At 70.6% G+C, this 25,884-nt stretch carries 27 protein-coding genes; 10 read left to right on the top strand and 17 right to left on the bottom strand.

What is annotated here, in order from left to right; genetic code table 11:
• Positions 1–2 precede the first annotated feature (2 nt).
• The 4 genes from ACZ4WQ_RS03310 to ACZ4WQ_RS03295 all read right to left on the bottom strand — a co-directional run bounded on the left by ACZ4WQ_RS03310 (position 3) and on the right by ACZ4WQ_RS03295 (position 5,452).
• Positions 3–434 (bottom strand): protein-tyrosine phosphatase family protein, encoded by a 432-nt coding sequence (locus ACZ4WQ_RS03310; protein ID WP_311722803.1) that lies wholly within the window; start codon positions 432–434, stop codon positions 3–5.
• An 87-nt stretch (positions 435–521) separates the two neighbouring features.
• Positions 522–3,497 (bottom strand): GH59 galactosidase, encoded by a 2,976-nt coding sequence (locus ACZ4WQ_RS03305; RefSeq protein WP_468021991.1) that lies wholly within the window; start codon positions 3,495–3,497, stop codon positions 522–524.
• Positions 3,498–4,184: 687 nt separating this feature from the next.
• Positions 4,185–4,511, bottom strand: coding sequence for an antibiotic biosynthesis monooxygenase family protein (locus ACZ4WQ_RS03300; protein ID WP_352131289.1), 327 nt, complete (start codon positions 4,509–4,511; stop codon positions 4,185–4,187).
• 14 nt (positions 4,512–4,525) lie between these two features.
• On the bottom strand, positions 4,526–5,452 hold the full coding sequence (locus ACZ4WQ_RS03295) for a sigma-70 family RNA polymerase sigma factor (protein ID WP_468021990.1): 927 nt from the start codon (positions 5,450–5,452) through the stop codon (positions 4,526–4,528).
• An 82-nt stretch (positions 5,453–5,534) separates the two neighbouring features.
• Between ACZ4WQ_RS03295 and ACZ4WQ_RS03290 the strand changes: the two genes are divergently transcribed.
• Positions 5,535–5,984, top strand: a complete 450-nt coding sequence (locus ACZ4WQ_RS03290) for a carboxymuconolactone decarboxylase family protein (RefSeq protein WP_468021989.1) — start codon at positions 5,535–5,537, stop codon at positions 5,982–5,984.
• Positions 5,985–6,000: 16 nt separating this feature from the next.
• Here ACZ4WQ_RS03290 and ACZ4WQ_RS03285 read toward each other — a convergent pair whose 3' ends face one another.
• Positions 6,001–6,627: an NAD(P)-dependent oxidoreductase gene (locus tag ACZ4WQ_RS03285; RefSeq protein ID WP_468021988.1), complete on the bottom strand. Its 627-nt coding sequence runs from the start codon at positions 6,625–6,627 to the stop codon at positions 6,001–6,003.
• Positions 6,628–6,736: 109 nt separating this feature from the next.
• Between ACZ4WQ_RS03285 and ACZ4WQ_RS03280 the strand changes: the two genes are divergently transcribed.
• The 3 genes from ACZ4WQ_RS03280 to ACZ4WQ_RS03270 all read left to right on the top strand — a co-directional run bounded on the left by ACZ4WQ_RS03280 (position 6,737) and on the right by ACZ4WQ_RS03270 (position 8,302).
• A complete protein-coding gene (locus ACZ4WQ_RS03280; RefSeq protein ID WP_468021987.1) occupies positions 6,737–7,108 on the top strand; it encodes a winged helix-turn-helix transcriptional regulator in 372 nt (123 codons plus the stop codon).
• Between the two features lie 63 nt (positions 7,109–7,171).
• The gene (locus ACZ4WQ_RS03275; protein ID WP_398369815.1) at positions 7,172–7,819 is read left to right on the top strand and encodes a class I SAM-dependent methyltransferase; all 648 of its coding nucleotides are present in this window, start codon (positions 7,172–7,174) and stop codon (positions 7,817–7,819) included.
• A 48-nt stretch (positions 7,820–7,867) separates the two neighbouring features.
• The gene (locus ACZ4WQ_RS03270; RefSeq protein WP_398369817.1) at positions 7,868–8,302 is read left to right on the top strand and encodes a VOC family protein; all 435 of its coding nucleotides are present in this window, start codon (positions 7,868–7,870) and stop codon (positions 8,300–8,302) included.
• A 23-nt stretch (positions 8,303–8,325) separates the two neighbouring features.
• On the opposite strand, the gene ACZ4WQ_RS03265 is transcribed toward ACZ4WQ_RS03270, so the two are convergent.
• The gene (locus ACZ4WQ_RS03265; RefSeq protein WP_398369819.1) at positions 8,326–8,739 is read right to left on the bottom strand and encodes a cytidine deaminase family protein; all 414 of its coding nucleotides are present in this window, start codon (positions 8,737–8,739) and stop codon (positions 8,326–8,328) included.
• Positions 8,736–9,197: a hypothetical protein gene (locus ACZ4WQ_RS03260; RefSeq protein ID WP_398369821.1), complete on the bottom strand. Its 462-nt coding sequence runs from the start codon at positions 9,195–9,197 to the stop codon at positions 8,736–8,738. The genes ACZ4WQ_RS03265 and ACZ4WQ_RS03260 overlap by 4 nt, the downstream gene beginning before the upstream one ends.
• A 91-nt stretch (positions 9,198–9,288) precedes the next feature.
• Between ACZ4WQ_RS03260 and ACZ4WQ_RS03255 the strand changes: the two genes are divergently transcribed.
• Positions 9,289–9,660 carry a MerR family transcriptional regulator gene (locus ACZ4WQ_RS03255; RefSeq protein ID WP_398369823.1) on the top strand — a complete coding sequence of 124 codons (372 nt, stop codon included), beginning with the start codon at positions 9,289–9,291 and terminating at the stop codon, positions 9,658–9,660.
• A gap of 311 nt (positions 9,661–9,971) precedes the next feature.
• Here the strand turns inward: ACZ4WQ_RS03255 and ACZ4WQ_RS03250 are convergent, their stop codons facing one another.
• Positions 9,972–10,568 (bottom strand): dihydrofolate reductase family protein, encoded by a 597-nt coding sequence (locus tag ACZ4WQ_RS03250; RefSeq protein WP_385341752.1) that lies wholly within the window; start codon positions 10,566–10,568, stop codon positions 9,972–9,974.
• Between the two features lie 117 nt (positions 10,569–10,685).
• Positions 10,686–11,441, bottom strand: a complete 756-nt coding sequence (locus tag ACZ4WQ_RS03245) for a dienelactone hydrolase family protein (protein WP_311722817.1) — start codon at positions 11,439–11,441, stop codon at positions 10,686–10,688.
• Positions 11,442–11,643: 202 nt separating this feature from the next.
• Here ACZ4WQ_RS03245 and ACZ4WQ_RS03240 point away from each other — a divergent pair, with 202 nt between their 5' ends.
• The 3 genes from ACZ4WQ_RS03240 to ACZ4WQ_RS03230 all read left to right on the top strand — a co-directional run bounded on the left by ACZ4WQ_RS03240 (position 11,644) and on the right by ACZ4WQ_RS03230 (position 15,362).
• Positions 11,644–12,183: a hypothetical protein gene (locus tag ACZ4WQ_RS03240; protein ID WP_385341748.1), complete on the top strand. Its 540-nt coding sequence runs from the start codon at positions 11,644–11,646 to the stop codon at positions 12,181–12,183.
• A 314-nt stretch (positions 12,184–12,497) separates the two neighbouring features.
• On the top strand, positions 12,498–14,552 hold the full coding sequence (locus ACZ4WQ_RS03235) for a phosphatase PAP2 family protein (protein ID WP_311722941.1): 2,055 nt from the start codon (positions 12,498–12,500) through the stop codon (positions 14,550–14,552).
• A gap of 123 nt (positions 14,553–14,675) precedes the next feature.
• The gene (locus ACZ4WQ_RS03230; RefSeq protein WP_311722819.1) at positions 14,676–15,362 is read left to right on the top strand and encodes a superoxide dismutase family protein; all 687 of its coding nucleotides are present in this window, start codon (positions 14,676–14,678) and stop codon (positions 15,360–15,362) included.
• 16 nt (positions 15,363–15,378) lie between these two features.
• Here the strand turns inward: ACZ4WQ_RS03230 and ACZ4WQ_RS03225 are convergent, their stop codons facing one another.
• Together ACZ4WQ_RS03225 and ACZ4WQ_RS03220 are read right to left on the bottom strand one after the other, a co-directional pair.
• Positions 15,379–16,014, bottom strand: coding sequence for an HD domain-containing protein (locus ACZ4WQ_RS03225; RefSeq protein WP_468021986.1), 636 nt, complete (start codon positions 16,012–16,014; stop codon positions 15,379–15,381).
• 57 nt (positions 16,015–16,071) lie between these two features.
• The gene (locus tag ACZ4WQ_RS03220) at positions 16,072–17,304 is read right to left on the bottom strand and encodes a cytochrome P450 (RefSeq protein ID WP_311722821.1); all 1,233 of its coding nucleotides are present in this window, start codon (positions 17,302–17,304) and stop codon (positions 16,072–16,074) included.
• Between the two features lie 278 nt (positions 17,305–17,582).
• On the opposite strand from ACZ4WQ_RS03220, the gene ACZ4WQ_RS03215 reads away from it, so the two are divergent.
• Positions 17,583–18,752 carry a steroid 3-ketoacyl-CoA thiolase gene (locus ACZ4WQ_RS03215; RefSeq protein ID WP_398369829.1) on the top strand — a complete coding sequence of 390 codons (1,170 nt, stop codon included), beginning with the start codon at positions 17,583–17,585 and terminating at the stop codon, positions 18,750–18,752.
• Here the strand turns inward: ACZ4WQ_RS03215 and ACZ4WQ_RS03210 are convergent.
• On the bottom strand, positions 18,740–19,351 hold the full coding sequence (locus ACZ4WQ_RS03210; RefSeq protein WP_398369831.1) for a TetR/AcrR family transcriptional regulator: 612 nt from the start codon (positions 19,349–19,351) through the stop codon (positions 18,740–18,742). The genes ACZ4WQ_RS03215 and ACZ4WQ_RS03210 overlap by 13 nt on opposite strands.
• A 112-nt stretch (positions 19,352–19,463) precedes the next feature.
• Here ACZ4WQ_RS03210 and ACZ4WQ_RS03205 point away from each other — a divergent pair, with 112 nt between their 5' ends.
• A complete protein-coding gene (locus ACZ4WQ_RS03205; protein WP_398369833.1) occupies positions 19,464–19,952 on the top strand; it encodes a nuclear transport factor 2 family protein in 489 nt (162 codons plus the stop codon).
• Here ACZ4WQ_RS03205 and ACZ4WQ_RS03200 read toward each other — a convergent pair.
• The 5 genes from ACZ4WQ_RS03200 to ACZ4WQ_RS03180 form a co-directional block, all read right to left on the bottom strand.
• Positions 19,939–20,808, bottom strand: a complete 870-nt coding sequence (locus tag ACZ4WQ_RS03200; protein ID WP_398369835.1) for an ECF transporter S component — start codon at positions 20,806–20,808, stop codon at positions 19,939–19,941. The genes ACZ4WQ_RS03205 and ACZ4WQ_RS03200 overlap by 14 nt on opposite strands.
• A complete protein-coding gene (locus tag ACZ4WQ_RS03195; RefSeq protein ID WP_398369837.1) occupies positions 20,805–22,427 on the bottom strand; it encodes an ABC transporter ATP-binding protein in 1,623 nt (540 codons plus the stop codon). The genes ACZ4WQ_RS03200 and ACZ4WQ_RS03195 overlap by 4 nt, the downstream gene beginning before the upstream one ends.
• Entirely contained in the window at positions 22,424–23,680 is a 1,257-nt protein-coding gene (locus ACZ4WQ_RS03190; protein WP_468021985.1) for an energy-coupling factor transporter transmembrane component T, read from the bottom strand. Before ACZ4WQ_RS03190 ends, ACZ4WQ_RS03195 begins: the two co-directional genes overlap by 4 nt.
• On the bottom strand, positions 23,677–24,321 hold the full coding sequence (locus tag ACZ4WQ_RS03185; protein WP_352131418.1) for an SCO2322 family protein: 645 nt from the start codon (positions 24,319–24,321) through the stop codon (positions 23,677–23,679). The genes ACZ4WQ_RS03190 and ACZ4WQ_RS03185 overlap by 4 nt, the downstream gene beginning before the upstream one ends.
• Before the next feature lie 161 nt (positions 24,322–24,482).
• Positions 24,483–25,823 carry a prenyltransferase/squalene oxidase repeat-containing protein gene (locus ACZ4WQ_RS03180; protein WP_468021984.1) on the bottom strand — a complete coding sequence of 447 codons (1,341 nt, stop codon included), beginning with the start codon at positions 25,821–25,823 and terminating at the stop codon, positions 24,483–24,485.
• Positions 25,824–25,884 lie beyond the last annotated feature (61 nt).

Raw genomic sequence — 25,884 nt, 5'->3', positions numbered from 1 at the left:
GTTCACCCCTCGAAACGGGCGACGAAGCGACGCTGCCAGGGGGTCTCCACCGCGCGCGACTTGTAGTGCTCCCTGACGTACGCCACCGCCTCGCCGTTCGGCACCCCGTCCAGCACGGCGAGGCACGCCAGCGCCGTCCCGGTGCGCCCGACCCCGCCGCCGCAGGCGACCTCGACCCGCTCGCCCCCGGCGCGCTCCCACGCCTCACGCAGCGCCTCCCCGGCCGCCGCACGGTCCGCCGGCAGCCGGAAGTCCGGCCAGCGGACCCAGCGGGTCTCCCAGGACACGGCGGGCGGCTCCTTGCCCAGCAGATACAGCGCGAAGTCGGGCTCCGGCCCGTCCGGCAGGGGGTGGCGCAGCCCTCTGCCCCGTACGAGTCGTCCTGAGGGCAGCCGCAGCACGCCCGCCGCCGTGGGCTCCCAAGTGGTGGTCATCCGAGCGAGCGTAGCCCTCGCGCCCAGCCCGCCCCCGGGATTCAGCTCAGCGCTGAGAGCGCTGACGGTCTGCACCGCCCAGCGGACCTATGGGGCGTCAGCCGCCGTGACATCGGCGCGAACCAGCCGGTCGTAAGCCACATCGAGCCTGTTCGCGATCTGGTCGACGCCTATGGTGTCAAGGCCCTTCTGCCTCGCGCTCGCAGCCGTCGCGGCCGAGAACGCGGAGTCGAACAGAGCCCACGAGTCAGCCGTGTAGTCGGCCTGCGACGGAGCTCCGACCTTGTCCAGGCTGGTCCGGATCGGTGTCGTGTCCACAGCGCCCTCCACGTGCCCGGAGAGGGTGTTGAAAGCGTCGAGGACGATCTTTCCGGAGGTGAGGACGAACTTCGCCGTGTGCCGGCCGTCAGGCAGTCCGCGGAGCATGTACGTCGCGAGGCGCTTGTCCGTGCTGGACGTCTTCGCGTTCTTTGCGACCAGCTTGCCGTCGACGTAGACATCGAGCACGGCGCTACCGTCATTGCCACCGATGACGTCGATGCCCGTGCCGGTGAACGGAACGGCGAACGACGCGCCGGCCTCCGTGCTCGTCGACGTCGACCTGTACCAGTCCATCGCGTCGCCGAACGAGCTCTTCCTGTTCCACGTGCCCTCGTACCCGACCGAGCTGTCCATGTTGTCGAGCTGCGCGCTGGCGTAGGGCGTGTATCCGTCGACTGTCTCGACCTTCAGATTGTCGAACGCCGTCTTGTAGAAGTCGGTGCCGAGCTTGACGCGGCCTTCCATCTGAGGAGTGGGGTCCTCGTACGTGGAGACGGCTTTTCCGTCGATGAAGGTGGTGATCCTCGCCCCCTTCGCCTCGATGGCGAGACGGTAGGAGTCAGCGGGCGCGACGTTCCCCTTCTTGACCTCCGTGCCGTACTCGTAAAACGTCCAGGTGCCGTTCGGGGAGATGCGGACGTTGTACGCGGCGTCGCCGGCCGCCATGCCCTTCTGCTGGCGGACGCCCAAGGTGGCGAGTCCGCCGTCCCGGTCCGGGAACGAGACGTCGACCGTGGCCTTGTAGTTCTCCCAGCGGAAGTCGCCGACCGTCGTGTTCGGCGTGTTCCGGTTCCAGGCGTGGGTGTCCTTCATGGACTGGTCCACGTACTGGTAGAGCACGTTGTTGCCGCGCGCGTCCTTCCCGACTTCCCAGGCGCCGGTCTGGTCGACCATGTAGCGAGGCTGATTGCCACGCGACTTCAGGTAGGGCTGGGACACCTTTCTCGTGCCATTGCCCGTCCCGACCTGGACATCGCCTTCCTCTTCGTACCCGAAGTCGTCGGCGTACAGAACGTTGTCGCTCGTGTCGCGCTTCTTGCCGGTCGCGTCCGTGTCGAGCACCGTGCGGTTCCCGGACTCGGGCAGACGTTGCTTCACGGCCATGTCGTGGCTTTTGTCGAGCGTTGTCAAGGTGACGATCGACCTGGGCTTGACCGTGTAGGTGTAGTACCCGTTGCTGTCGGGTTGGATCTCGTCGACGAGGTGCTTGAGGTTCGCGCCGTACGCCTGCCCCGCGTCCGCTCCGCGCGTCTCCCAGATCTCCATCGTCGGATCGCCGAGTCGCATGTTCTCGGCTTTGATCCGGTAGGTCTTGGACCGGTCGCTGTCGTTGACGACGACCGTGGAGAAGTCCTTCTTGCGGGGATCTGCGAGCGTCATGTAACTCGGAGCCCCGTTGGAGCCGTCGACGTTCTCGGTGCCGCTGACCCCGCTGTAACTGGCTTCCGGCACGGTGCGCCAGATGCCCGCGGTGTTCGTGTCGTTTTCCCAGCCGGTCTTCGCGAACTGGGTGAAGTGCTGCATCACATAGACGGCCGCGTCGTAGTGGAAGTAGCCCGACCACGGGTCGCGCGCGCTGACGAGTTCCTTGTGGCTGTACTGCGCGCCTTCGTAGAAGGACCCGATCGCCGGTTGGAAGATGTAGTGCGTCCTCTTCGAGTTCGCGTAGCTCTTGACAAGGCGGTTCGCAAGGTCGAGAGCGCTTTGGACGCCACCGATGCCGGTGCTCGTTCCGTTCGGCCCTTCGGTGTTGTTGACGCGGTACTCGGTGTAGCCGAACGAGGCCGTGCCCTCGCTGTACCAGACTTCCTTGTCCTCGTCGTACTTGTTCTCGCCGGTCGCCAGCTTGGTGTACGGGAGGTACGTGTCGCTGCCGGGATCCCCTTCGCGTCGGTCATCGGTGTTGTAGTGGTAGCCCACCGCATCGACCATGTCGAAGAGTTGCTTGTCGCTCAGCAGTGCAGGCCCGATGTTGTGTGTGTTGTTCTCATCGGAGGCGATGATCTTGATTTTCTGGTAGGCCTTCCTGACCTTGTCCTGTTTGCCTGCGGGGATGTTGTAGCGCGGGTTCGCGAAGTCGGTGTCGGTGAGAATCGCGTTCTTGTACCACTTGATGAAGGACTCGTCCGGATCCCGCGTCTCGTTCTTGTCCGGGTCGACGTAGTCGACCATGTACCCGTACTTCTCGTAGGCGTCGAGGATCGTCTCCTTGTACCACTTGTACATTTCATCGGAGCCCGTCCCCTTGTCCCATTCCTTCTGGACCCATTCGGGCATTTCCCAGCGGAGAATCGAGACCTTGAGGTTCGGATTGACCGTCTTGGCGTCGGCGGCCAGCTGGAAGCCCGGGGAACGGGACGAGTCAGCGAGTTCGTCCGGTGTGCGCATGGTCGCCGGATCGGAACCGGTCGACGTGTTCGTGTCCGTTCCCATCTCGATCTTGACATGGTTGATCAGTGGGCTCTTGCCGCCGAACAGAACCCTGATGAGCTGCCAGTACCGTTCGGGGTGCTCCGCCTTGTAGTCCATCAGCAGGTTGCTCGTGCTGTTGCAGCTGAGCACGCCGAGGCCCTTGTAGGTCAAGCCGTTTTTGTTGTCGCTGCGAACGTTGTCTCCGTTGACTATGACCTCCACGGAATCATCCGCGGTGTAGGCGGCAGGGGCGGCGATCACCCCTGCCGTCAGCGCCATCGTGGCCGCCGCGGCAAGCGAGATCCACCGGAGTCTTCTCTGTGCGCACATCCGGCTTCGGCTCCTTCTTCTTGTTGGAAGCGGTCGCGCCCCCTGGAAGGGCTCGGCTGTGAGCCGGTAGATCAGGCTGCGGCCCTGTATCAGCGGGCCCCGCGCGGCCGTGCCTCCGGGTGGTGGTGGTCGGTACAGGCGGCGCGGCCGCTCGCCTTACACTCCATCAGATGCGCAGGTTCGGCGCCGTGTCGGCGTTGCTGCGGCGGCAACTGTCGTGTGAAGCGCCATGACTTCCTCCTGTACCGGGCGTGTGCCGGCACAGTTCAGTCTCTGCCGTAGTCTGAAGTCAATAACTGTGAACAGAATCGATCGGATTCGAACAGAATCGATCGGATTCGATATGGGGGGTGGTCTCCCCGGTGCCGACCAGGTAATTCGCGCGACTGGTTGTACCCCGACGAGGCCCGCGCGGCGGCCGAGCGGGCACCGGACGGACCGCTGCGCGCCCACGGCTCACCACTCAGGAATCCGAGCCTGTCGCTTATGGCGCACTGTGTCATGCGCAAAAACGCAACGGCGCCTCATCAGAGGGTGAAGGGATCCTCGTCAAGGCCCCTCTCACCTGACGGCCCGTCGGCCTCGCCGAGCGTGCACGAGTTCATGGCCGCCTGACAGGTGAGACACCAAAGCCGCTAGCCCTCTGGCCGAGGTCAGAGGGCTAGCGATGTTCGCACGGGGCGCATGTCAGTGTTGCTTGGGCCCGGTCTGCTGCACGACTTCAAACGACCACAGCGTGGAGCCTGACGCGGCGGGCTTCTGCTGGGGTGCGCCCTCCCCGCCGCGCTGGTGGGCTGCCTTCATGGGACCTTCCATCCAGGCTTGGAAGTCCTCTTCGCTGCGCCACCTCGTGTAGACGAGGTACGTGTCGGTCCCTTCGACGGGCCGCAATAGTTCGAACCACTCGAACCCGTCTGAGTTCTCGACCGTCCCGGCCCGCGACGCGAAGCGCTTCTCCAGCACCTCGCGCTGCTCCTCGGGGACCGTCAGCACATTGATCTTCACGATGCTCATGTCCCCATCCTGCCTCAGAGCGCTGATCCCGGGCGGGACCGGGCCGCCACAGACTTTGGCGCTTGGCGATGATCCGGCAGGTTCATCAGCGCGAGCCTGGCCGGGTCGATCACGATCCTGATGTCGGTGATGCGGCCGTCGACGACGGTGAACGCGACGACCGAGAGCGGGGTGCCGTCCTCGCGCCAGGAAATGATCCCTGGGAGGCCGTTGACGAGCACCGTACGCCCCTGTGCGGCCGCGCCGGCGGACAGTTGCGCGCCGGCTGCGACCTTGGTGGCGCCGAGGGTGACGACCGCGCCGGACGGGGTGTCGACGGTCAGTTTCACCCCGGGGTCGAGTACTCGCAGCAACCCCTCGAAGTCGCCGCCGCGAGCCGCCGCCAGGAAGGCCTGGACCACCTCTCGCTCCTCCCGTCCGACGCCCGTCGGCCGCTCCATCGCCCGCACCTTCCTGCGGGCGCGGCTGGCGAGCATCTTGGTGGCGGCGGTGGACTTGCCGAGGATCTGGCCGATCTCGTCGAACGGCACCGCGAACAGGTCGTGCAGCACGAACGCCAGCCGCTCGCTCGGCCCGAGCGTCTCCAGGACGACGAGCAGCGCGAGCCCGACCGAGTCGGCGAGCACCGCGTCGTCCTCGGGAACAGGACTGTCGTCGAGCGTCACCATGACCTCGGACAGGCGGTCGTCGTAGAACGCCTCCGGGCGGGCCTGGCGCGATCGCAGGACATCGAGGCTGATCCGGCCGACCACCGTGGTCAGCCAGCCGGCGAGGTTGTGGATGGTCGCCGCGTCCTGGCGGGAGAGGCGCAGCCAGGCCTCCTGGACCACGTCCTCGGCGTCGGCGTGCGATCCGAGCATGCGGTAGGCGACCGAGCGCAGCCGGTCACGCTGGGTCTCGAACGCCTCGGCCATCGGGTCCGCCGGGCTGGTGTCGGACATGTTGTTACCTTCCTCGGCTCTGCTCCGTCACGGGGATGACGGGCCCGCAGGGGCTCAGGTAACCGATGAAGGAGCAGCACCGATGGAAGCACGCATGAACGGCTCGGCGAACCCCGACGTGATCACAGCGATCCAGCACCTCTACAAGGCGATTCACGCCGGGGGCGTCGACAAGCACCTGCTGTCGCTGGTCCATCTGCGCACCAGCCAGATCAACGGCTGTAGCCCCTGCGTCTTCGCCACGATCCAGGCGGCGCAGAAGGCCGGTGAGACAGACGAGCGGCTGCACCACGTGGTCGCGTGGCGCGAGACGCCCTTCTACACCGATGAGGAGCGAGCCGCTCTCGCCCTGACCGAGGCCGCCACCCGGCTCCAGGACGGCGCACCGGGCGTGACGGACGAGATCTGGGACGCCGCCGCCGACCACTTCAGCGAGGAGCAGCTGAGCGCGATCATCCTGGAGATCGCGATGACCAACTTCTTCAACCGGATCAACCGCACGATCCGGGAGCAGGCCGGCAAGGCCTGGTGAGCCGGGCGGGGTGTCTTCATGTCACGGCCAGGTGGCTGCGGTGGTGCCGTGGGGTCTCGGCCTCGTCGAGCAGGACGAGGGCGAAGTCCGCGTAGGAGATGCGCGCCGCGGTGTCACCGTGTTCGCGGATCTCGTAATGGCCGGTGCGCTCCCCCTCGTGGTCGAAGTCGCCGACCGGGCTGACGTACACCCAGTCCAGCGTGGCGCCTTCGGCGCGAAGCACCTCGAGACCGTCGGCGTGGGCCAGGCAGAAGGGCCGGAACTCGGCGGGGAAACCGGGCATGTCCAGCAGGCGGGTGCCGTCGGGGCCGGGCAGTAGCGATGCGAGCCCAACCGTGACGAGCCGGTCCACCCCGGCCTGCCCCAGGCCCTTGATGAGGGCATGTGCGGCGCTGGTGAAGAACGTCTCCGGGGCGATCGCCGCCGCCGTATTGATCGCGGCGTCATGCCCGGCCGCGAGGGCGGCGACGTCCGCCGCGTCGGTGACATCCCCGGCGGCGATCCGTACGCCGTCGTCCGCCAAACTGCTGTAGCGGGACGGGTCGCGGACCACCGCGGTGACCTGGTGTCCACGCCGACGCGCTTCGGCGACAGCCTGCCGGCCGGCCCGGCCACCGGCCCCGAAAATCACGAACCTGCCCATCGTCGGAATACCTCCCGTTGACTCGATGCTCCGGAAGGTATCCGCACGGGCGGTTACCTCCTGGATACCGTGGCCGGCTACCGGCCCCAGCCGACAGGCAGGAGAGATCATGACGCACCGCCAGCCGCTGCCTGCGGACATGTTCGACGAACTGTGTCCGTCCTCGCTGTTGCCCTTCCGCTTCGGCGACAAGTGGGCGGCTCTGATCATTCGCTGCCTGGAAGACGGCCCCCGCCGGTTCTCCGAGCTGCGTGTGCCACTGCACCGCGTCACCCCGAAGGTGCTCACACAGTCACTGCGTGGCCTGGAGCGAGACGGGCTCGTCTCCCGCACCGTGCACGCCGACCGGAAACTGGGGGTCGAGTACGCGCTGACGCCACTGGGGCGCAGCATGTTGGAGCCCCTGTATTCCGCATGCGCGTGGGCAGCGGAACACTGGGACGAGCTGCTTGACGCGCGGGAGCAGCACACGACTCCGTAACGGCGGGAGCGGAGATCGCGACTCTCTCGGCTCGTGTCAGTGCCGGGAACTACTGTGGCGAGCATGGTCGAACACGATGCCCTCAGTGCCACCCGCGAGGGCTACGACGCTGCTGCCCCCGTGTATGCGCAGTTGTTCAGCGGCGAGCTGAGTGACAGGCCCCTGGACCGTGCGATCTTGAGTGTCTTCGCCGAGGTTGTCAGCGCGGGTGGCGACGGTCAGGTCGTGGACCTGGGGTGCGGAACCGGCCATATCACCGCTCATCTCGATGAGTTGGGGCTGGCGGTGTATGGCGTTGATGCCTCTCCCGGGATGATCAAGTTGGCTCGGGATGCCTATCCGGGTCTGCGGTTCGACGTGGGCTCGATGGCCGAGGTGAACATCGCTGACGGGGTGCTGGGCGGCGTACTGTCACGCTGGTCCATCATCCATACTCCGCCGCAGGAAATTCCCGCCATCTTGGCGGAGTTCCACCGCGTGCTGGCTCCTGGCGGCCATCTTCTGATCGGCTTTTCGGCCACCGATGATCCGTCCCACCCGACGCAGGTCTTCGATCACGCGGTCGTGCCGGCCTATCGGTGGTGGCCGGATCACCTCGCCGCGCTGCTGCGCGAGGCCGGGCTCGCCGAGGTGGCCCGGATGGTGCGCCAGCCTCAGCCGACCGACCGACGGCAGTTCGAGGAGGTTTACCTGCTCGCCCGCAAAGCCTGAGCAGGGGCTGGAAGCCCGTTGTCAGAGGTGCGCGGTACGGTCCGGGGCATGGCAGCCAGATTCGATCTGACCTTCGACTGTACGGACGCCCAGCGCCTCGCCGAGTTCTGGAAGACGGCGCTGGGCTATGTCGACGAGCCACCGCCTCCTCCCTTCAGGACCCGTGAGGAGTGGCTGGCGCAGTTCGACCTGCCGGAGGACGATTCGGCGGACGACGGGGCGTGGCTCTGCGATCCGGAGGGGGTTGGGCCGCGGCTCTCGATCCTCAAGGTTCCCGAGCCCAAGACGGCGAAGAACCGGCTTCATATCGACGTCCGCGTGCCGGGCCACGGCGGCCCGGAGGAGCGGTGGGCGCGGATGAGGGCGGAGTCGGAGCGGCTGGTGAGGGCGGGCGGGAGCGTGGTGCAGGAGGTTGACGGGCACCACATCCTGATGGCCGACCCCGAGGGCAACGAGTTCTGCGTCGGCGCCGCTTCTGCATGAGGCCCGCGGGGAGGGCGGAGTGGTCAGTCCAGCGGGTCGGGCCACTCGTGCGCGGGCAGCAGATCGCGGAGCCGTGCCGTTCTGTCGCGGCCCAGGACCACTTCGGTGTCGATGTTCGCCCAGTCGATCTGGCGTATGAACTCCCGGCACCGGCCGCACGGGGGGAGGACGTACAGGACGCCCTCATCGTCGCGCCATACCGCGACCACCTTCGCGATCCGGTACTCGCGGGCGGTGACCATGGCGGCGATGGCCGCGTGCTCGGCGCAGAATCCGGTGCCCGATCCGGTGTCGATGCACACGCCCGAGTAGGTGTTGCCGGCTTCGGTGATCAGCGTGGCCCCCACGTTGCCGAACAGCCGCTCACCCACCCGGTGCGGATTCAGCACGGCCTCGGCGGCAGCGATCAGTTCGTCGTTCGACGTAGTAGTACTCATTTCGTGGAGGGTAGCGAGAAGTGGGCCGGGTCCATGAGGCTGCTCCGCCGGGCTCGCCACCACGGCACGAGCTGGACGACGCCGAACGCCACCTCCACGACGAGGAAGAGCCACAGCAGCCGCGGGGCACCGTGGTCCGGGGCGTACGCCAGCCACATGCTGAACAGCGTGCGCGCGGCGCCGTCGTAGAGCCCGTGGACCGGCAGCGGCTTGAGGATCCGCAGGAGTGCCCAGACCACCACGACCGAGCCCATCAGGTTCGCGTACAGGGTCTGCATCGGGTCGAGGGCGGGCAGGACGCCGAGCCCGAGTGCCTCGCCCAGCGACGACAGCGCGTCGTGCACCAGCGCATAGGTCCACGGGGTCGCGAAACCCGCTGTGATGACGAGGTCGTACCAGGCGCTCGCGCGTACGACGCGGAGGTAGGCGTGGTGGGAGGGGGCGAAGAGACGGATCATGACGAGGCTCCTGTCGGGATCACGGCAGCGACGCCTGACGCTAAACGGTGGAGTACTCTCCAAGGTCAAGTCCACGGAGCGGCGGAGGGCCATGCGTATCGGGGAGCTGGCCGCGCGAGCGGGGATTTCCAAGGACACCATTCGCTTCTACGAGAAGATCGGCCTCGTCACGGGTCGACGGCTGGCCAACGGCTACCGCGACTTCCCGCCGGAGACGTTGACCTGGCTGCATTACGTCCGCACCGCGCAGACGCTCGGCTTCTCGCTGGCCGAGATCGCCCGGCACGGCGAGGAACTGCGCGACGCGCCGGACTCGGCCGAGGCGCTGTCCGCGCTGTTCGAGGAGAAGATCCGGGTCATCGACGCGCGGATGGCGGAACTCGCCGAGCTGCGGGCCGACCTCGACGCGCGCGTCGGCACCGGATGTCCGCTGCGGGTGGCCGGGCAGGTGACGGCGGGCTGAGTACCCGGGCCTGTCACGCTCACGTCGGCCACGCCCGGGTGAACCTCGATCACGGCGAATTGACGGCCGGTCACCTTCCGCGTTCCGCCGCCCCGACTGGGGGTGTCCGGCGGCCACGCGGCGGAGCCGCACATCGATGCTGTTCCCCACCCCGCCCCTTCCCGTAACCATGGGCTTCGCCCCTGGACCCCCGGGGGCTGGGGCGGAGCCCCCACGCGGCGGAGCCGCATATCGGCAGGGGCCGGGAAGGGGCGGGGCGGAGCCCCGGTCTCCGGAGGGCCCGCCGCAGGGGTCAGGATCCGACGCCCCGGCTAGGCGCCGGCGGCCGGGCGGTAGGTGCACACCTGCACGCCCGTGTTGCCGGTGACCGTGGAGACCAGCTCCAGCGGGCGCAGCACCCCGTCGTCCGGGAAGATCGTCTTTCCGCCGCCGAGGATCACCGGCATGCGCATCAGCCGGAGCTCGTCGACCAGGCCCTCCCGCAGCAGGGTGCGTACGAGCGTGGGGCTGCCCATGACCGACAGGTCGCCGCCCTCGGCCCTGTGCAGCTCGCGGAGGCGGGGGAGGGCCTGGCCGCCGGGGATGAGCGTGGTGTTCTGCCAGGTCAGTTCGGCCTCGCCCAGGGTCTGGGACACCACGTACTTGCGCATGCTGTTCATCTGGTCGGCGAACGGGTCGCCGGCACGCTCGGGCCACGCCGCGGCCATCGTCTGCCAGGTGCGGCGCCCGAACAGCAGGGCGTCGGCCTTGGACAGGGTGTCCGCGAAGGCGCCGCCCACCACCTCCGGATCGAAGAACGGATGGCTCCAGCCCCCGTGCGCGAAGCCGCCGTCGGTGTCCTCCTCGGCGCCGCCCGGCGCCTGCACGACGCCGTCCAGGCTGATGAACTCACTGATCACGATGCGCATGGGACTCGCTCCCTCTTTCGGGTTTCGGGGTTTACGCCATGAAGACCGCTGAGCCGGTCCGAAGTCATCGCGCCCATGCGATCGGGTGATGTGAGGCGGGCCACACCAAGGGGACGATCAGAGCGTACGGCCGAAGAGGTCCAGAAGCGCGGTCCAGTGGCGCGCGTCCGCGTCGGCGTCGTAGGACGAGGCGTCGGCCTGGGTGTAGCCGTGCTGTGCGCCCGGATACACCTCGGAGCGGTGGCGCACGCCCGCGGCGGTCAGGGCCGCATCGAGGCGCTCGATCTGCTCGGGCGACATCGAGTGGTCCTTGTCGGCGTGGCCGAAGTACAGCTCGGCGGTGATGCGGTCGGCGACCAGGTGCGGGCTGTCGGGGGCGTCGGTGGCCAGGCCGCCGCCGTGGAAGCCGCCCACCGCCGCGACCCGGTCGGGGAACTCACCGGCCGTGCGCAGCGCCAGGCGGGCGCCCATGCAGTAGCCGGTGATGCCGACCGGCCCGTCCGTGGCCTGCGGGCAGTCGGCCAGCCAGCCCAGATACGCCCCGGCGTCACGCGCGATCCGCTCGGGGGTGAGCGCCTGGATCATGGGCATGAGCTGCTGGAAGATCTCGGGGCGCCCGGTGAGGTCGATGAAGTCGGGGAGTTCCACGATCGGGGCGCGGTGGTTGCGGTAGAAGACGTTGGGGACCAGCACGGTGTAGCCCGCCCCGGCCAGGCGGTCGGCCATCTTCTTCAGCTGCGGGCGCACCCCGAAGGCGTCCATGTAGAGCAGGACCGCGGGGTGGGGGCTGTTGTCGTCGGGGTGGGCCAGATAGGCGTCGGCGGTGCCGTCCGGGGTGGGGATGTCCACGGATGTTCCGTGCACGGCGGTCATCGGCGTCGCTCCTTTTTCTGTTGAGTTTCTGCCCAATATGTCTTGTGCGACTGTTGGGTATTCGGGGTGGGACGTGTGCGGGCCGCTTTGCGGCTTCCTTCCCGGCGATTCAAGAAACGCCCAAGGTTCCCGCACGTTCCCACCGGCACGGTGGTCGAAGTCGGCCAGTCGGCCGCATCACCGTACCGGGAGGGAACCACCGATGAAGCGCACACCGCTCATGATTTCCGCCGTCCTCGCCTCGTCGATGGCCGTCATGGCCACGGCGACCACGGCGGAGGCCGCCACCCGCCCCGCCATCGCGAAGTCGATACTCAACCACCGGGGCATATCCCTGGCCACCACGCACGAAAGTGGCGTGCGGGACAAGGCGAACGCCAAGCAGAACATCGTGGACACCGCTGCCGGGCGGAAGGCCAAGCGCAGCAGCTACGGCACCGCCCCGGGTCGGTCGGTCACGCTCAACAAGACCATGCTGAACGCGATGCTGAAGCTGAACACCGCAAAGCGGTTCACCTTCAGGGTCACCGAGGTCGCGGGCGGCAGTCACTCGCGCGGCTCGAAGCACTACGCGGGCCGGGCCTTCGACGTCGGCACCGTCAACGGCAAGCGGGTCAGCACCTCGGGGGCGGGCTACAACAACGCCAAGAAGTTCATGCGGGCGTGCCGGTCCTACGGGGCCGTGCTCGTGCTGGGCCCCGGAGACGCGGGTCACTCCACCCACGTCCACTGCCAGTGGTGACGGCTCCGGTGCTCCGTGTGATGGAGGCCGATTAGCCGAGCGCCCCGACCCCCTGGTGAAATTGGGGTGGACCTCGCGGCTCGTCCGGTCGACTGAGCGGTACTTTTCGGACAACCCTCGACGGCGGTCAGGTGACGAGGGGTATTCCGCGTCTGATTACAGGGCTCAGTAAGGTCTCAAACATCCGGATCGAGCGACAAGAGCGAGTGGGGGAGCGGCAGGGCGTGGCGAACGCGGAGCGAGGCGGACTGCGGAGATCCCCGGATACGGGGCCCCGCCCCGGCGCCGTCGTGGCACGGACTTCACGGAGCGTACTGGTGCTCGGGGCGCTGTGGCTCCTCGCCGGTGTGCTGGCCGTCCGTCAGGCCGCAGCGGTGCTGCGGCTGCCGCCCGACGAACGGTTGACCGACCTGGAGACCTGGACCGGCGAGCAGGGTGTCCTGCATGTGAGCGGGTCGCTGTACGACAGTGACGCGTTCACCGGGACACCCTTCTCGGGGCTGGTGCTCAAGCCGCTGACCCGCGCCGCCGAGCAGAGCCTCGGCTACGCCTGGACCTTCGGCACCCTGCTGCTGGTCGTGGTGCTCGCCCTGGTCGCGGCCCGCTCCCTGCCCGGCCCGGTCTCCCGGCGCACCTCGCTGCTCGCCGCGCCCGTGGCGCTCAGCCTGCTGGTGCTCTCGCTGCCCGTACGGAACACCTTCACGCTCGGCCAGACCAGCATCATCCCGGTGGTGCTGGTGCTGCTCACCGTGTTGCCCGCGACCTCGGGGCGGCAGACGAGCGTGCTCATCGGCGTGGCCGCGGCGCTCCAGCCCGCGCTGCTGCTGTTCGCGGTGGTCCTGTGGCTGATCGGGCGGCGGCGGGTGGCGGGCCTCGCGGCCGCCACCTTCGCCACGTGCACCGCGCTCGCCTGGGCGGCGATGCCCCACGACTCGTGGACGTACTGGGCTTATCACATCGGCGGGGCCGGGCTCGGCGCGCCCGCGGACAGCCTGGCCAACCAGTCCCTGCACGGGCTGCTGCTGAGGCTCGGGCTTTCGGGCCCGGCCGAGCTGGCGCTGCTGGTGGTGCTCGCGGTGGCGGTGGCCGTGGTCGGTCTGCGGCGGGCCGCGTACTACGCCAAGGACGGGCAGCTGCTGCTGGCCGCGGCGATCACCGGCAGTGTGGCGCTGGCGATTTCGCCCACGTCCTGGCAGTACCAGCAGTTGTGGATCCTGCTGGCCGTCGTCGGGCGGGTCGGCCGGCGCGCCACGGACCGGCTGGTGTGGCCGGTGCTGGTGGTGCTGGTGATGACCCTCAACCGCCGTGCGCTGCTGCCCGGTATCGAGATTCTGGGTTATATCGGATATAACGCACCGCTGCTGGCGGCCCTCGCCGCCGCCTGTCTGGTGCCCTTCCTCTCCCGTGACTCCCCCGCGTGGGACCGCCCCGAGCCGACGCCGGTGGCCGAACCGGACAAGGGGCGCTTCGCCTGGGTGCCGCTGCTGCGCTTCGTACGGCGGCCGCTCTCCCGCCCCAATCTGCTGCTCGAGCTGATGTTCATCCGCGTCGGCTACTTCGGATACTCCTACATCCGCGCGCTTGCCCCCGACTCACGGGCCCTCGCGGAGAGCCACGGACACCAGATCCTCACGGCCGAGAAATGGCTGGGAATCGACATCGAGCACTGGTTCAACAGCGTGGTGGCGGACACACCATGGCTGAGGGACAGCATGAACTGGTACTACAGCACCTTCCACTTCCTGGTGCCGCTGTCCCTCCTGGCCTGGCTGTATCTGCGCCGCCCCGTGACCTACCGCTGGGCCCGCACCCCGCTGGCCTTCGCCACGCTCCTCGCGCTGGTCGGCTTCTGGCTCTACCCGACCGCTCCGCCGCGCCTCATGGGCCTCGGCTTCGTCGACACCGCCCATGGGCCGCAGGACCTGGACAATCCGGACTTCGGCGCGCTGACCAAGCTCTCCAACCAGTACGCGGCCATGCCCTCGCTGCATGTGGGCTGGTCGCTGTGGTGCGGGGTCGTCATCGCGATCGTGGCGCCGTATGTGTGGCTGAAGGTGCTCGGCCTGATGTACCCGCTGATGACCACCGCGGTGATCGTCGGCACGGCGAACCACTGGCTGCTGGACGCGGTCGGCGGCGCAGCGGTCGTGGCCGCCGGGTTCGGGCTCCAGTACCTGCTGTTCGGCGTCGGGAAGCGGCCGAAGGAGGAGCCCGCCGGGCCGCTGTGGCCGATCAGATTCCGCAAGCGCGAACCGGGGCCGGAGGCCGTGGCATCGGCGGCGGTTTCGGTGCCGCCGCCCAGGCCGTCCAAGGAATCCGTCCCCGAGGCCGCCGAGCCGACGGAGGCCACCGGCCCCGGCTCGCGTTGAAGGGTGCGACGAAGCGCATTAGCGTGGGAAAGAGGGACGGGCCCGGCCGGGTGGGGCGTGGCGCGGGGCCCGCGCCACGGGGGCCGACCGAGGGGGGTGTCACACCCGGAGGAGTGATCCCCCATGTCCCTTGCCATGGTGGCCACCGCGGCGGCCGCGGCGTCGATGGTCGCGGTGTCCCCCGCGGTCTCGCCGCCCTGCCCCGTCGCGCTGGTGCACTCAAGGTTCGCGCCGGCCGCCGAGGCGGCCAGTCGCACGGCGGTGACGTACAACACCAAGCTGGTGCCCACCTCCGCCATGGTCGTCGTCGTGGAGTTCCTGGGCAAGCCGCGGTACGAGCACGGGCACAACCACGGACACCAGCACTACCGCATGCAGGGCGAGGCCCGGTCCACGCCGACCGGTACGCCCACCAGCTCGCCGAGCCCGCAAGCCAAGCAGGAAGGCACCAGTGTCATGGTGTGGCTGCACGGGGCCAAGGCGAACCACACCTTCGGGGCGCATGTCCATACGAAGACCTGCGGGACCAAGCCCGACGACTCGGGTCCGCACTACCAGAACACGAAGGACCCGAAGCAGCCGTCGGTCAACCCGAAGTACGCCAATCCGCAGAACGAGGTATGGCTGACCCTCAAGACCGACAGCTCCGGGGACGCCCACGCCATGACCCATGTGAACTGGCGGTTCCGGGACTCCCAGGCGCGCTCGTTTGTGATCCATGAGCATGCGACCGCCACGCAGAAGGGCAAGGCCGGAGTGGCGGGCGCGCGGGTGGCGTGCGTCAAGGTGCCGTTCAAGGGTGACAAGTAAGGGGCAGGCCCGCCGGTCAGGACGCGGCGGGTGTCTGCGGCGCGGGGATCAGCAGCCCGCGCCGCACCGACGCGTCGCGGACCTCCTCGTACAGCGCGCGCAGCGTGTCGCTGACGGCGACCCGCGGGAGCTGGTGCCGGTCCAGGGCGTCGGCGTCCATGGCGGCGTTGGCGTCGGTGGGCATGTCGTGCCAGCCCTGGCCGGTGAGGTAGCGCATCAGCGCGGGGTTGAGCCGGTCCACCCCGCGCACCAGGCAGGCCTCGGGCGTACGGCCCTCCTCGTACTCGTGCCACAGGGCCAGGAACTCGGGCCGCAGCGTGTCCGGGAGGGTGGCGAAGGGGTCCTCGTCGGGATCCACATCGATTTCGGAGTCGAGGCCGGTGTCGAGTTCGACGAGGTCGTGCATCAGACAGAGCTTGAGCATCTTGGTCAGATCGAGGCAGTGGCCGGCCTCCCGCTCGAACTCGGCGTGCAGTATCCAGCTGACCATCGCCAGGTGCCAGGAGTGCTCGGCCACGCTCTCCTTGCGGACGGCGGTGGCGTTGTTGGCGCGCTCGATCTCCCGCAGCCGGGCCGTGAAGGCGATGAAGTCGAAGAGTCTTCGAAACTCGTGCTCGTGCTGTGCGCCGGGCGTGCCGCTCATGTCGTTCATGGCCGACAGTGTGCCCCCGGCCGGGGGCACGGCGGCACTCCCGGGGCCGGTCGGCGGTCAGCCGTACGTCACCCGCAGCTCCTTGATCCCGTTCAGCCAGGGCGAGCGCAGCCGCCTGGGGTCGCCCGCGAGCCGGATGTCCGGCAGGGCGTCGGCGATCGCGTTGAAGATGAGCCGGATCTCCAGCTCCGCGAGGCTCTTGCCGAGGCAGAAGTGCGGGCCGCCGCCGCCGAAGCCCAGGTGCGGGTTGGGGTCGCGGGTGATGTCGAAGACCTCGGGCCGGTCGAAGACCTCCGGGTCGTGGTTGGCGGAGGAGTAGAAGATGCCGACCCGCTGGCCCGCCTTGATCCGCTGCCCGCCCAGTTCGGTGTCCTGGGTGGCGGTGCGCTGGAAGGACATGACCGGGGTGGCCCACCGGACGATCTCGTCGGCGGCGGTGGCCGGGCGCTCGCGCTTGAACAGCTCCCACTGGTCGGGGTGGGTGAGGAAGGCGTGCATCCCGTGGCTGATGGCGTTGCGCGTGGTCTCGTTGCCGGCGACCGCGAGCAGCAGGACGAAGAAGCCGAACTCGTCGGAGCCGAGGTTGCCGTGGTCCTCGGCGGCGACCAGCTGGCTGACGATGTCCTTGGCCGGGCAGGCCTTGCGGTCGGCCGCCAGGTTCATGGAGTACGAGATCAGCTCCATGGCCGACTCCGCGCCGATCTCCTCGGTGATGGCGAGCTCCGGGTCGTCGTACGCCACCATCTTGTTGGACCAGTCGAAGATCTTGGAGCGGTCCTGCTGCGGAATGCCGATCAGCTCGGCGATGGCCTGGAGAGGCAGTTCGCAGGCCACATCGGTGACGAAGTCGCCGCTGCCGTCCTCCTTGGCCCCGGCCACGATGCGGGTGGCGCGCTCGCGCAGCGCGTCCTCCAGCGAGCGGATCGCGCGCGGGGTGAAGCCGCGCTGGACGATCTGGCGGACCCGGGTGTGCTCGGGCGGGTCCATATTGAGCATGATCAGCTTCTGGACGTCGATCTGGTCGCGCTGGATGTGCTCGTTGAAGCGGATGATCGCGGTGTTGAGGTGGGAGGAGAAGATCTCCGGCTTGGTCGACACCTCTTTGACATCGGCGTGGCGGGTGACGGCCCAGTAGCCGTCGTCGCCGAAGCCCGCGATGCCGTGCGGCTGGGGGATCCACCACACCCTCGCGGTCTGCCTCATCCGGGCGAACTCCGGGAGTGGCAGACGGTGCTGGTAGATGTCGGGGTCGGTGAAATCGAAGCCTTCGGGCAGCGCTGGACAGGACATCGGCCACTCCAGATCTGACGGCCTATCAGAAGTACCCGCGAAGGTAGTAACGGGTTCTATAAGTGGCAAGTGCTATGGCGCCTTTGTTCCGGGCGGACGGGCGCACAACGGGCGCCAAGTGGGCGTCATGCGGGCCGACAACGGCCGACAACGGCCATGCACGCCCCTTGCGCCGTCAGGTCGGGCCTCAGCAGACTGACTGAGGAACTAGAACGCGTACTAGTTCCGTCGCGGGCGCTGCCGGGAGCCCCGCGGACACAGGAGAGGACTGACGAGTCATGGCCGCGGAACCCGTCATCGTCGAAGCCGTACGCACGCCCATCGGCAAGCGCGGAGGCGCGCTCGCCGCCCTGCACCCCGCCTATCTGCTCGGCGAGACATACCGCGAACTCCTCGCCCGTACCGGCATCCAGCCCGACTGCGTGGAGCAGATCGTCGGAGGCACCGTCACCCACGCCGGCGAGCAGTCGATGAACCCCGCGCGCACCGCATGGCTCGCCATGGGCCTGCCGTACGAGACCGCGGCCACCACTGTCGACTGTCAGTGCGGCTCCTCGCAACAGGCCAACCACATGGTGGCCAACATGGTCGCGACCGGGGTCATCGACATCGGCATCGGCTGCGGCGTCGAGGCCATGTCGCGGGTGCCGCTGGGCAGCGGCTCCAAGCACGGGCCCGGCAAGCCGTTTCCGGACGAGTGGAACGTCGATCTGCCCAATCAGTTCGAGGCGGCGGAGCGGATCGCCCGCCGCCGCGGGCTCACCCGGGAGAAGGTCGACGCCCTCGGGCTCCTCTCGCAGGAGCGGGCCGCCCGCGCGTGGGCCGAGGAGCGCTTCAAGCGCGAGACCTTCGCGGTGCAGGTGCCGACGGACGAGGACGAGCAGGCCGCCGGACAGGGCATGTGGCGGCTCGTCGACCGGGACGAGGGGCTGCGCGACACCAGCATGGAGGCGCTCGGCGGGCTCAAGCCGGTGATGCCGACCGCCGTGCACACCGCGGGCAACTCCTCCCAGATCTCCGACGGCGCGGCCGCGGTGCTGTGGGCGTCCAAGCGGATGGCGCGGGCGCTCAAGCTTAAAGCCCGCGCCCGGATCGTCGCCCAGGCGCTGGTCGGCACCGACCCGCACTACCACCTGGACGGGCCGGTCGACGCGACCCGCGCGGTGCTCGGCAAGGCGGGGATGAAGCTCAAGGACATCGATGTCGTCGAGATCAACGAGGCGTTCGCGTCCGTGGTGTTGTCGTGGGCGCAGGTCTTCGAGCAGGGCCTGGAGAAGGTGAACGTCAACGGCGGCGCGATAGCGCTGGGGCACCCGGTGGGCGCCACCGGCGCCCGCCTGATCACCACCGCCCTGCATGAACTGGAGCGCGCGGACAAGGAGTTCGCGCTGATCACGATGTGCGCGGGTGGCGCACTGGCGACCGGGACGATCATTCAGCGGCTGTGAGCAGCGCCTGCGACCAGGGCCTGGAGGGCGGGTCGCAGGGCGGCGGCGATCTCCTCCGGGGAGGCGCGGCGCAGGTCCTCGAGGCCGAGCAGTTGATGGCCGATGGTCACCCCGACCGTGGTGGCCACGGCGAGCGCGGCGTGCAGCCGGGCGTCCTGGGCCTCGTGGTCACCTTCGTGCCCGGCTGACATGGCCGCCGCGAGCCCGGTGATCTGACGGTCGAGGGTGGCGCGGGCCGCCTCCGCCGCCTCCGGGTGGGTGAGCATGGAGCGCAGCATCGCCAGCGAGGCCTCCGGCAGCCCGCCGATCTTCATCCCGAGCGAGGCCAGCAGGGAGTCCGTCAGCGCCTCGGGGCCGCCGGTCCGTGGCCGGCCCTCCGCCCCGGCGACCGAGATCCGCACGGCCTGGGAGAACAGCTCCTGCTTCGAGCCGAAGTACTGCATGACCAGCGCGGGGTCGACCTGCGCAGCCGAGGCGACCGCCCGGATCGTGGTGCGCTCGAAGCCGCGCTCGGCGAACAGCTCGCGGGCGGCGGCGAGGATGCGCTGCTCGGTGTTGCGGCGGCGCTCGGCGCGGGTGGGTCCGGCTGCTGCGGTCATATCTCCGACTCTACCGATCGCTCTACAGCTGTTGACCTGGTCGGCGCTCGCTCTACACTCGTTGAGTCAACGCATGTTGAGCGAAACTCCTGAGCGAACGGAGCGCATCGTGATGCCCGAAACCACCGCCGCAGCGCCACATGAGATCGTCGAGCGCTTCCACGGCGCGATGCTGAAGAAGTCCGCGGACGACCTGGCCGACCTGTACGCCGTCGACGCCCGCCACGAGTTCCCGTTCCTGTTCCCCGGGCTGCCCGCCTGCTTCAACGGGCGCGAGGAGATCCGGGCGGGCTACCGGGCGATGTGGGGCGCGACCCCCGTGGAGCCCGGGGCGATCCGCGATGTGGTGATCCACGAGGCCGCGGAGGCCGGCACGGTCGTCGTCGAGCAGACCGTGGTCGGGGCGCTGGCGCCGACCGGCCGCCCCGTCACCGTCCCGGGGATCCTGGTGATCCGGGTCAGGGACGGCCTGATCGTCCACACCCGCGACTACATGGACGGGCTCGGCGTGGCCAAGGCCACCGACCGCCTGCCGGACCTCGTCGCCGCGCTCGGCGGACAGCCCGCGGCTCCGGCGCGGTCTCCGGTCACGGCTCCCTGAAGGCGACCGGCGCGTCGAAGGCGGCCCGGCGGGTCGCGCGGCGCAGGGCCCGCAGGACCGTACGGCCGAGAGTGAGGGTGAGCACCACCGTCACCACCGCGCGCGGAAGGTCCCAGCCGAGGGATGTCGCCAGGCAGTACGCGACGAAGCGGGCCAGGTTGTGCGACAGCGGATCGCCGGGCACGAACGACACGCCCGAGGCCATCCCGGCGAGATACGGCCAGCCCTGGAGATTCATCACCGTGCCGTACAGGACGGAGGCCACCGCCCCGTATCCGGCGAGCAGCAGCAGCTCACCGCGCCCGCGCAGCCGGTCGGCCCCGGGCAGCAGGCCCGCGCCCATGCCCACCCACCCCATGGACAGCATCTGGAACGGCATCCACGGCCCCACCCCGCCCGTCAGCAGCGCGGAGGCGAACATCGACACCGCGCCGAGTACGAAGCCGAAGCCCGGGCCGAGCACCCGCCCCGAGAGCACCATCAGGAAGAACATCGGCTCGATGCCCGCCGTCCCCGCGCCCAGCGGCCGCAGCGCGGCGCCGGCGGCCGCCAGCACCCCCAGCATCGCCACCGCCTTGGCGCCGATACCGGTGTCGGCGATCGTCGCCACGACGACGGCCAGCAGCAGCGGCAGCAGGGCGGCGAACAGCCAGGGCGCGTCGGCGGAGTGGGCGAGCCCGGACGCGGAGTCGGCGAGCAGCGGCCAGCCGAAGGCGGCGACCCCGATCGCGGAGACCAGCACGAGGGCGGCGACGGAGCGGGCGCCGAGGCGGACGGCGCGGACCTGGCGCCCCGCGTTCGTCCCGTCCGCCCCTGCCGCCCCGCTCGGTACGGTGCCGTCGCCACGCGGCGTCATACGGTCCGCTCCCGCTTCTCCAGGGCCCGCCGCACCTGCCGGACCGTCAGCCACGGCTGCGGGGCCAGCACCTTGGCGACCTGCGGGGCGAACGCCGGCGAGTCCACCACGACCTGCGCCGTCGGGCCGTCGGCCACCACCTCCCCGTCGGCCAGGATCACCACCCGGTGGGCGAGCTCGGCGGCCAGCTCCACGTCATGTGTGGCCAGCACGGTCGCGTGGCCGTCGGCGGCCAGCCCGCGCAGGATCTCGACCAGGCGCGCCTTCGCCGCGTAGTCCAGGCCGCGGGTCGGCTCGTCGAGCAGGAGCAGCGGCGGGCGCGCGGTGAGGACGACCGACAGCGCGAGCGCGAGCCGCTGGCCCTCGGACAGATCGCGGGGGTGTGCCGAGTCCGCCACGCCCGGCAGCAGCCGGCCGACCAGCTCCCGGCAGCTGCCGGGGGCCGCGCCCGCGTCCCGGTCGGCCGCCGCGCACTCCGCGGCGACGGTGTCGGCGTAGAGCAGATCGCGCGGCTCCTGCGGTACGAGGCCGACGTGGCGCAGCAGTTCGGCGGGGCGCGTGCGGTGCGGTACCACAGCTCCTACGCGTACCGAGCCGGAGGCGGGCGTGTGCATTCCCACCAGCGTGGACAGCAGAGTCGACTTGCCCGCGCCGTTGCGGCCCATCAGCGCCACCGTCTCGCCCGGCCGCACCGACAGATCCACGCCCCGCAGCGCCTCGATTCGACCGTGGCGTACAGCCAGCCGCACCGCCTCGGCGACGGGCTCACCGTCCCCCGCGTGCGGATCTCCGTGCGGGGTGTGCGGCGCCAGCCGCTCCCGCAGCGGCGCCGCCTTGCGGCGGGCGTCCCGTACGGACAGCGGGAGCGGGGACCAGCCCGCGAGGCGGCCGAGCTCGACCACGGGCGGCTGGACGGGCGAGACCGCCATCACCTCGGCCGGGTCCCCGACGACGGGGGCCGCGCCGGGGGAGGGCAGCAGGATCAGCTGATCCGCGTACTGGACCACCCGCTCCAGGCGGTGCTCGGCCAAAAGCACGGTGGTGCCCAGGTCGTGCACCAGCCGCTGGAGCACCGCCAGGACCTCCTCGGCCGCCGCCGGGTCCAGCGCCGACGTCGGCTCGTCGAGGACCAGGACGCGCGGGTGTGTGGTGAGCACCGAGCCGATGGCGACCCGCTGCCGCTGGCCGCCGGAGAGCGTCGTGATGGGCCGGTCGCGCAGCGCGGCGAGGCCGAGCAGGTCCAGGGTCTCCTCGACCCGGCGGCGCATGGTGTCCGGCGGGACGCCCAGCGACTCCATGCCGTACGCGAGTTCGTCCTCGACGGTGTCCGTGACGAAGTGGGCCAGCGGGTCCTGGCCCACCGTGCCCACGACATCGGCCAGTTCACGCGGCTTGTGGGTGCGGGTGTCGCGGCCCGCCACGGTGACCCGCCCGCGCAGCGTGCCGCCCGTGAAGTGCGGCACCAGCCCGGAGACGGCGCCCAGAAGAGTCGACTTGCCGACTCCTGAGGGGCCGACGAGCAGACACAGCTCCCCCTCCGGAACGGTCAGGTCCACGCCCCGCAGTGCGGGGTGCGCGGCGGCGTCGTAGGTGACGGACACCTGCTCGAAGCGGATCACCGCGTGGCCTCCTTGCCGGTGTCCTCGCTGGTCTTCTGGGAGGTGGGGCGCGGCACGGCGGCCACCGGGGCCGGAGCCCGCGACGGGGCCTGTGACGGGGCCTGTGACGGGGCCTGCGACGGGGCCCGGTCGGGCGCGGGCGCCACGAACGCCGGGACCAGCCCGACCAGCACGCTCGCCGCCGGCCACAGCGGCAGCACGGGCGAGGTGAGCGGTACGGCGGGCGGGTCCAGGGCCTGCGGGGCGTACGAGGCCGCCCAGATCATCAGACCCGCCACCGCCACCCCGGACCCGGCCACCAGCCACGCCCGCGCGTCCCACCGGTCCGGCCGGTAGCGGCTGCGCACCGAACGGCGGCCGCCCAGCCACAGCCCGCCGAGCGCGGCGGCGAGCCCCGCCAGCAGCACCGGCAGGCCGAAGCCCGCGCCCTGCGCGGCCAGCAGCCCGTACGTACCGGCGCACACGCCGAGCAGCCCGCCGAGCGTGAGCGCGGCGGTGGCGCGGGCCACGGCGGGCGGGACCTGGGCGGTGCGGCCGTAGCCGCGCGCGTCCATCGCGGCCGCCAGCGCCACGGACCGCTCCAGCGCCCCCTCCAGCACCGGCAGCCCCACCTGGAGCAGGGCGCGCACCCCGCGGTCGGGGCGGCCGCGCAGCCGGCGGGCGGCGCGCAGCCGCTGGACGTCCGAGACCAGGTTCGGAGCGAAGGTCATCGCGACCACGACCGCCACGCCCGCCTCGTACAGCGCGCCGGGCAGCGACTTGAGCAGCCGGGCGGGGTTGGCGAGCGCGTTCGCCGCGCCCACGCAGACCAGGAGGGTGGCCAGCTTCAGCCCGTCGTACAGCGCGAAGACCAGCCCCTCGGCGGTGACCCGGCCGCCGATCCGCACCCCCTGCGCCCAGTCGGGGAGCGGGATTTCGGGGAGCGTGACCAGTACGTGTGTGCCGGGGATCGGCGAGCCGAGGAGCACCGCGAAGCACAGCCGGATCGCCAGCACCAGGAGCCCCAGCTTGAGGAACGCGCCGTACGAGCGCGCCCACGGCGCGTCCGTACGGCGCGCGGCGACCACATAGCCCGCCACGCCGACGAGCAGCCCCAGCAGCAGCGGGTTGGTGGTGCGGGAGGCGGCCGTGGCCAGCCCCAGGGCCCACAGCCACCAGGCCCCGGCGTGCAGCGCGCCACGCGAGCTGTGCGTGGCGTGCGTGGTGCGCGCGGTGCGCGGGTGTCCGGCGGCGGCCCGGTCGGCGCCGCTCATCGCCGGTGGTGGCGGCGCGACTGCCAGACGGCGGCGGCCCCCAGCGCGACCACGGCGGCCAGGCCGCCGATCAGCCCGGCCGACGGGCCGCCGCCTCCGCCGCCCTGTCCGCCGCCCCCGCTGTCCCCGCCGTCTCCGACCTGTCCGCCACTGCCGCCGTCCGACGGGGCGTCGACCTGCTCGCCGCAGCCCGTGGCGGGGTAACCGGCGATGGCGCACAGCAGGGCGGCGGAGTTGTAGCGCAGCGGCTTGGCGACGGCCGCCAGCGCGTCCCCGGCGCTCGCGTCCTCGCCGACCCGCGCGCACTCCGTGCGGGGCTCGGGCGGGGTGCGGTGGTCGGGGGCGTCGGCGGCGGTGCCGAAGTCGAGGACCACGGCGACGCGTTTGGTGCCGCCCTTCGCGGGGGTGTCCGCGCACACCGTCTCGAACCCGGCCGAGCTGCGCGGCCGGGTCGCGTCCCCCGAGTCCTCGCTCACCGCGAACCGGAACCCGACCGTGTCGCCGTCGCCCGGCCGGGCCGTGGCGGGCCCCTGCGTGGCGTACGTCCAGCCGTCCTCGCCCCGCTCCCGCTGCCAGAACGACCAGTAGCGGTAGCCCGCGGCCTGCGCGGGGGAGGCGCCGAGGGCGAGCGCGGACACCATCGTGGACACGAACACGGCGCAGAAGGCGAGGGCGGCGCGGGACGGACGCGCGGCGGCGAACCGCGGCGCAGGGCGAGCGGGCTCCCGCTGCTCCGGCTGGTCGGCCGATGACCTTGGGGCCGCCGGCGCGGGTTCGGGTCGCTCGGCGGGAGGCAGCCCCATCAGAGCTGCTGCTTCTTCCGGCCGCTCAGCAGGAAGCCGATGCCGATGCCGGCCACCGCGAAGACGCCCACCGTCCACCAGACGCCGCCGACACCCCCCTTGTCGTCGTCCTTCTTCTCCCCGTCCTTGTCCTTGCCCTCATCCGAGTCCGCCTGCGACCCGGACGCGGAGACCGACTCCGGCTTCGGGCCGGTGGCGTTCAGCTGCTGGACGAGGTCGACGCCGCCGAAGCTGCGCGGATCCGCCCCGGCCGCGTGCGCCGCGAGGACCAGCTTGGCCAGCGCCCCCGGGTCGCCCTTCGCCCACGCCAGCGCGCCGTTCTTCTCGTTCTGGAGCCACTGGAGGGGCTTCGCCGCGGTCGCGCTGTGCTCCCCGGCGGCCAGGGCTACTATCGCGTCCGCCGTGCCGCCGAAGTCGGGCTGGTCCTCGGCGCCGGGCATCGCGGACAGCAGATGGCTGCCGTGCCCGGCCATGGTGTCCGCCAGATACGCGGCGGCGGCCCGCGCGGCCTCGGTCACCTTGGCCGGCTTGGCGCTCCCGCTCTTGTCGCTCTTGTCGTCCTTGCCGTCCTTGCTGCCCGAGCCGCAGTCCAGCGGCTCCGGGGCCTTGCCGGCGTCCTTGCCCGCGGGCTCGAAGACCCAGCCCTTGCCCTCGGTGGCCAGCGCGGCGGCCGTCGTCGCCAGGTCGTTCGCGACCGGCTTGCCCTTGTCCGCCGTATACGCGAACGCCCCGCGCTGCCCCTCCTTCGCATCACACCCCAGCTGGAGGCCGAGCAGCACGTCGTACGGCGTCCGGCCGCCCTTGGCCGACTTCACCTGCTTCGGGTCCTGGCCCGCGGCGGCGAAGGCGCCGACGGCGGCGGAGGTGGAGTTGGCGTCGCTCGGGCTGCCCGGGTTCATGCCCCAGCCGCCGTCGTCGTTCTGGCTCTCCTTCAGCCAGCCGACGCCCTTCTCGACCGCGGCGCTGCGCCCACCGACCGCGGCCAGCGCCTGTACCGCCGCCGCTGTCGCGTCGGTGAACTCGCCCTTCTTCGGGTCGCACGCGGCGGAGGCGTCGGCCCGGTACGCGGCGAAGCCGCCGTCCTCGCACTGCTGGCCGGCCAGCCAGTCGATGGCCGATCTCGCCGGGGTGACCCCGACCGCGTCCTGCGCCAGCAGCGCGAGCGACTGCCGCCACACCCCGTCGAACTTCGGGTCCTTGGCGCCGTACAGCCCCTTGGGCAGCGCCGCCGAGCCGGACGGCTTGGGCGAGGGCGAGGCGTCGGCGAACGCGGCGGGGGCGGCGGCCGTGCACAGGGCGGCCAGGGCGGCCAGAGCCGTGGCGCTGCGGCGTACGTTCATGGCGACGGTGCCTCTCGGTCGGGGGTCTCGGCGGTGGCTGGGCAGCGGTACGCGGCCGCGC

The organism is Streptomyces sp. NPDC028305 (assembly GCF_055569495.1).
The sequence above is the reverse complement of the archived record's forward strand: the minus strand, read 5'-3'. Positions and strand labels throughout refer to the sequence as shown.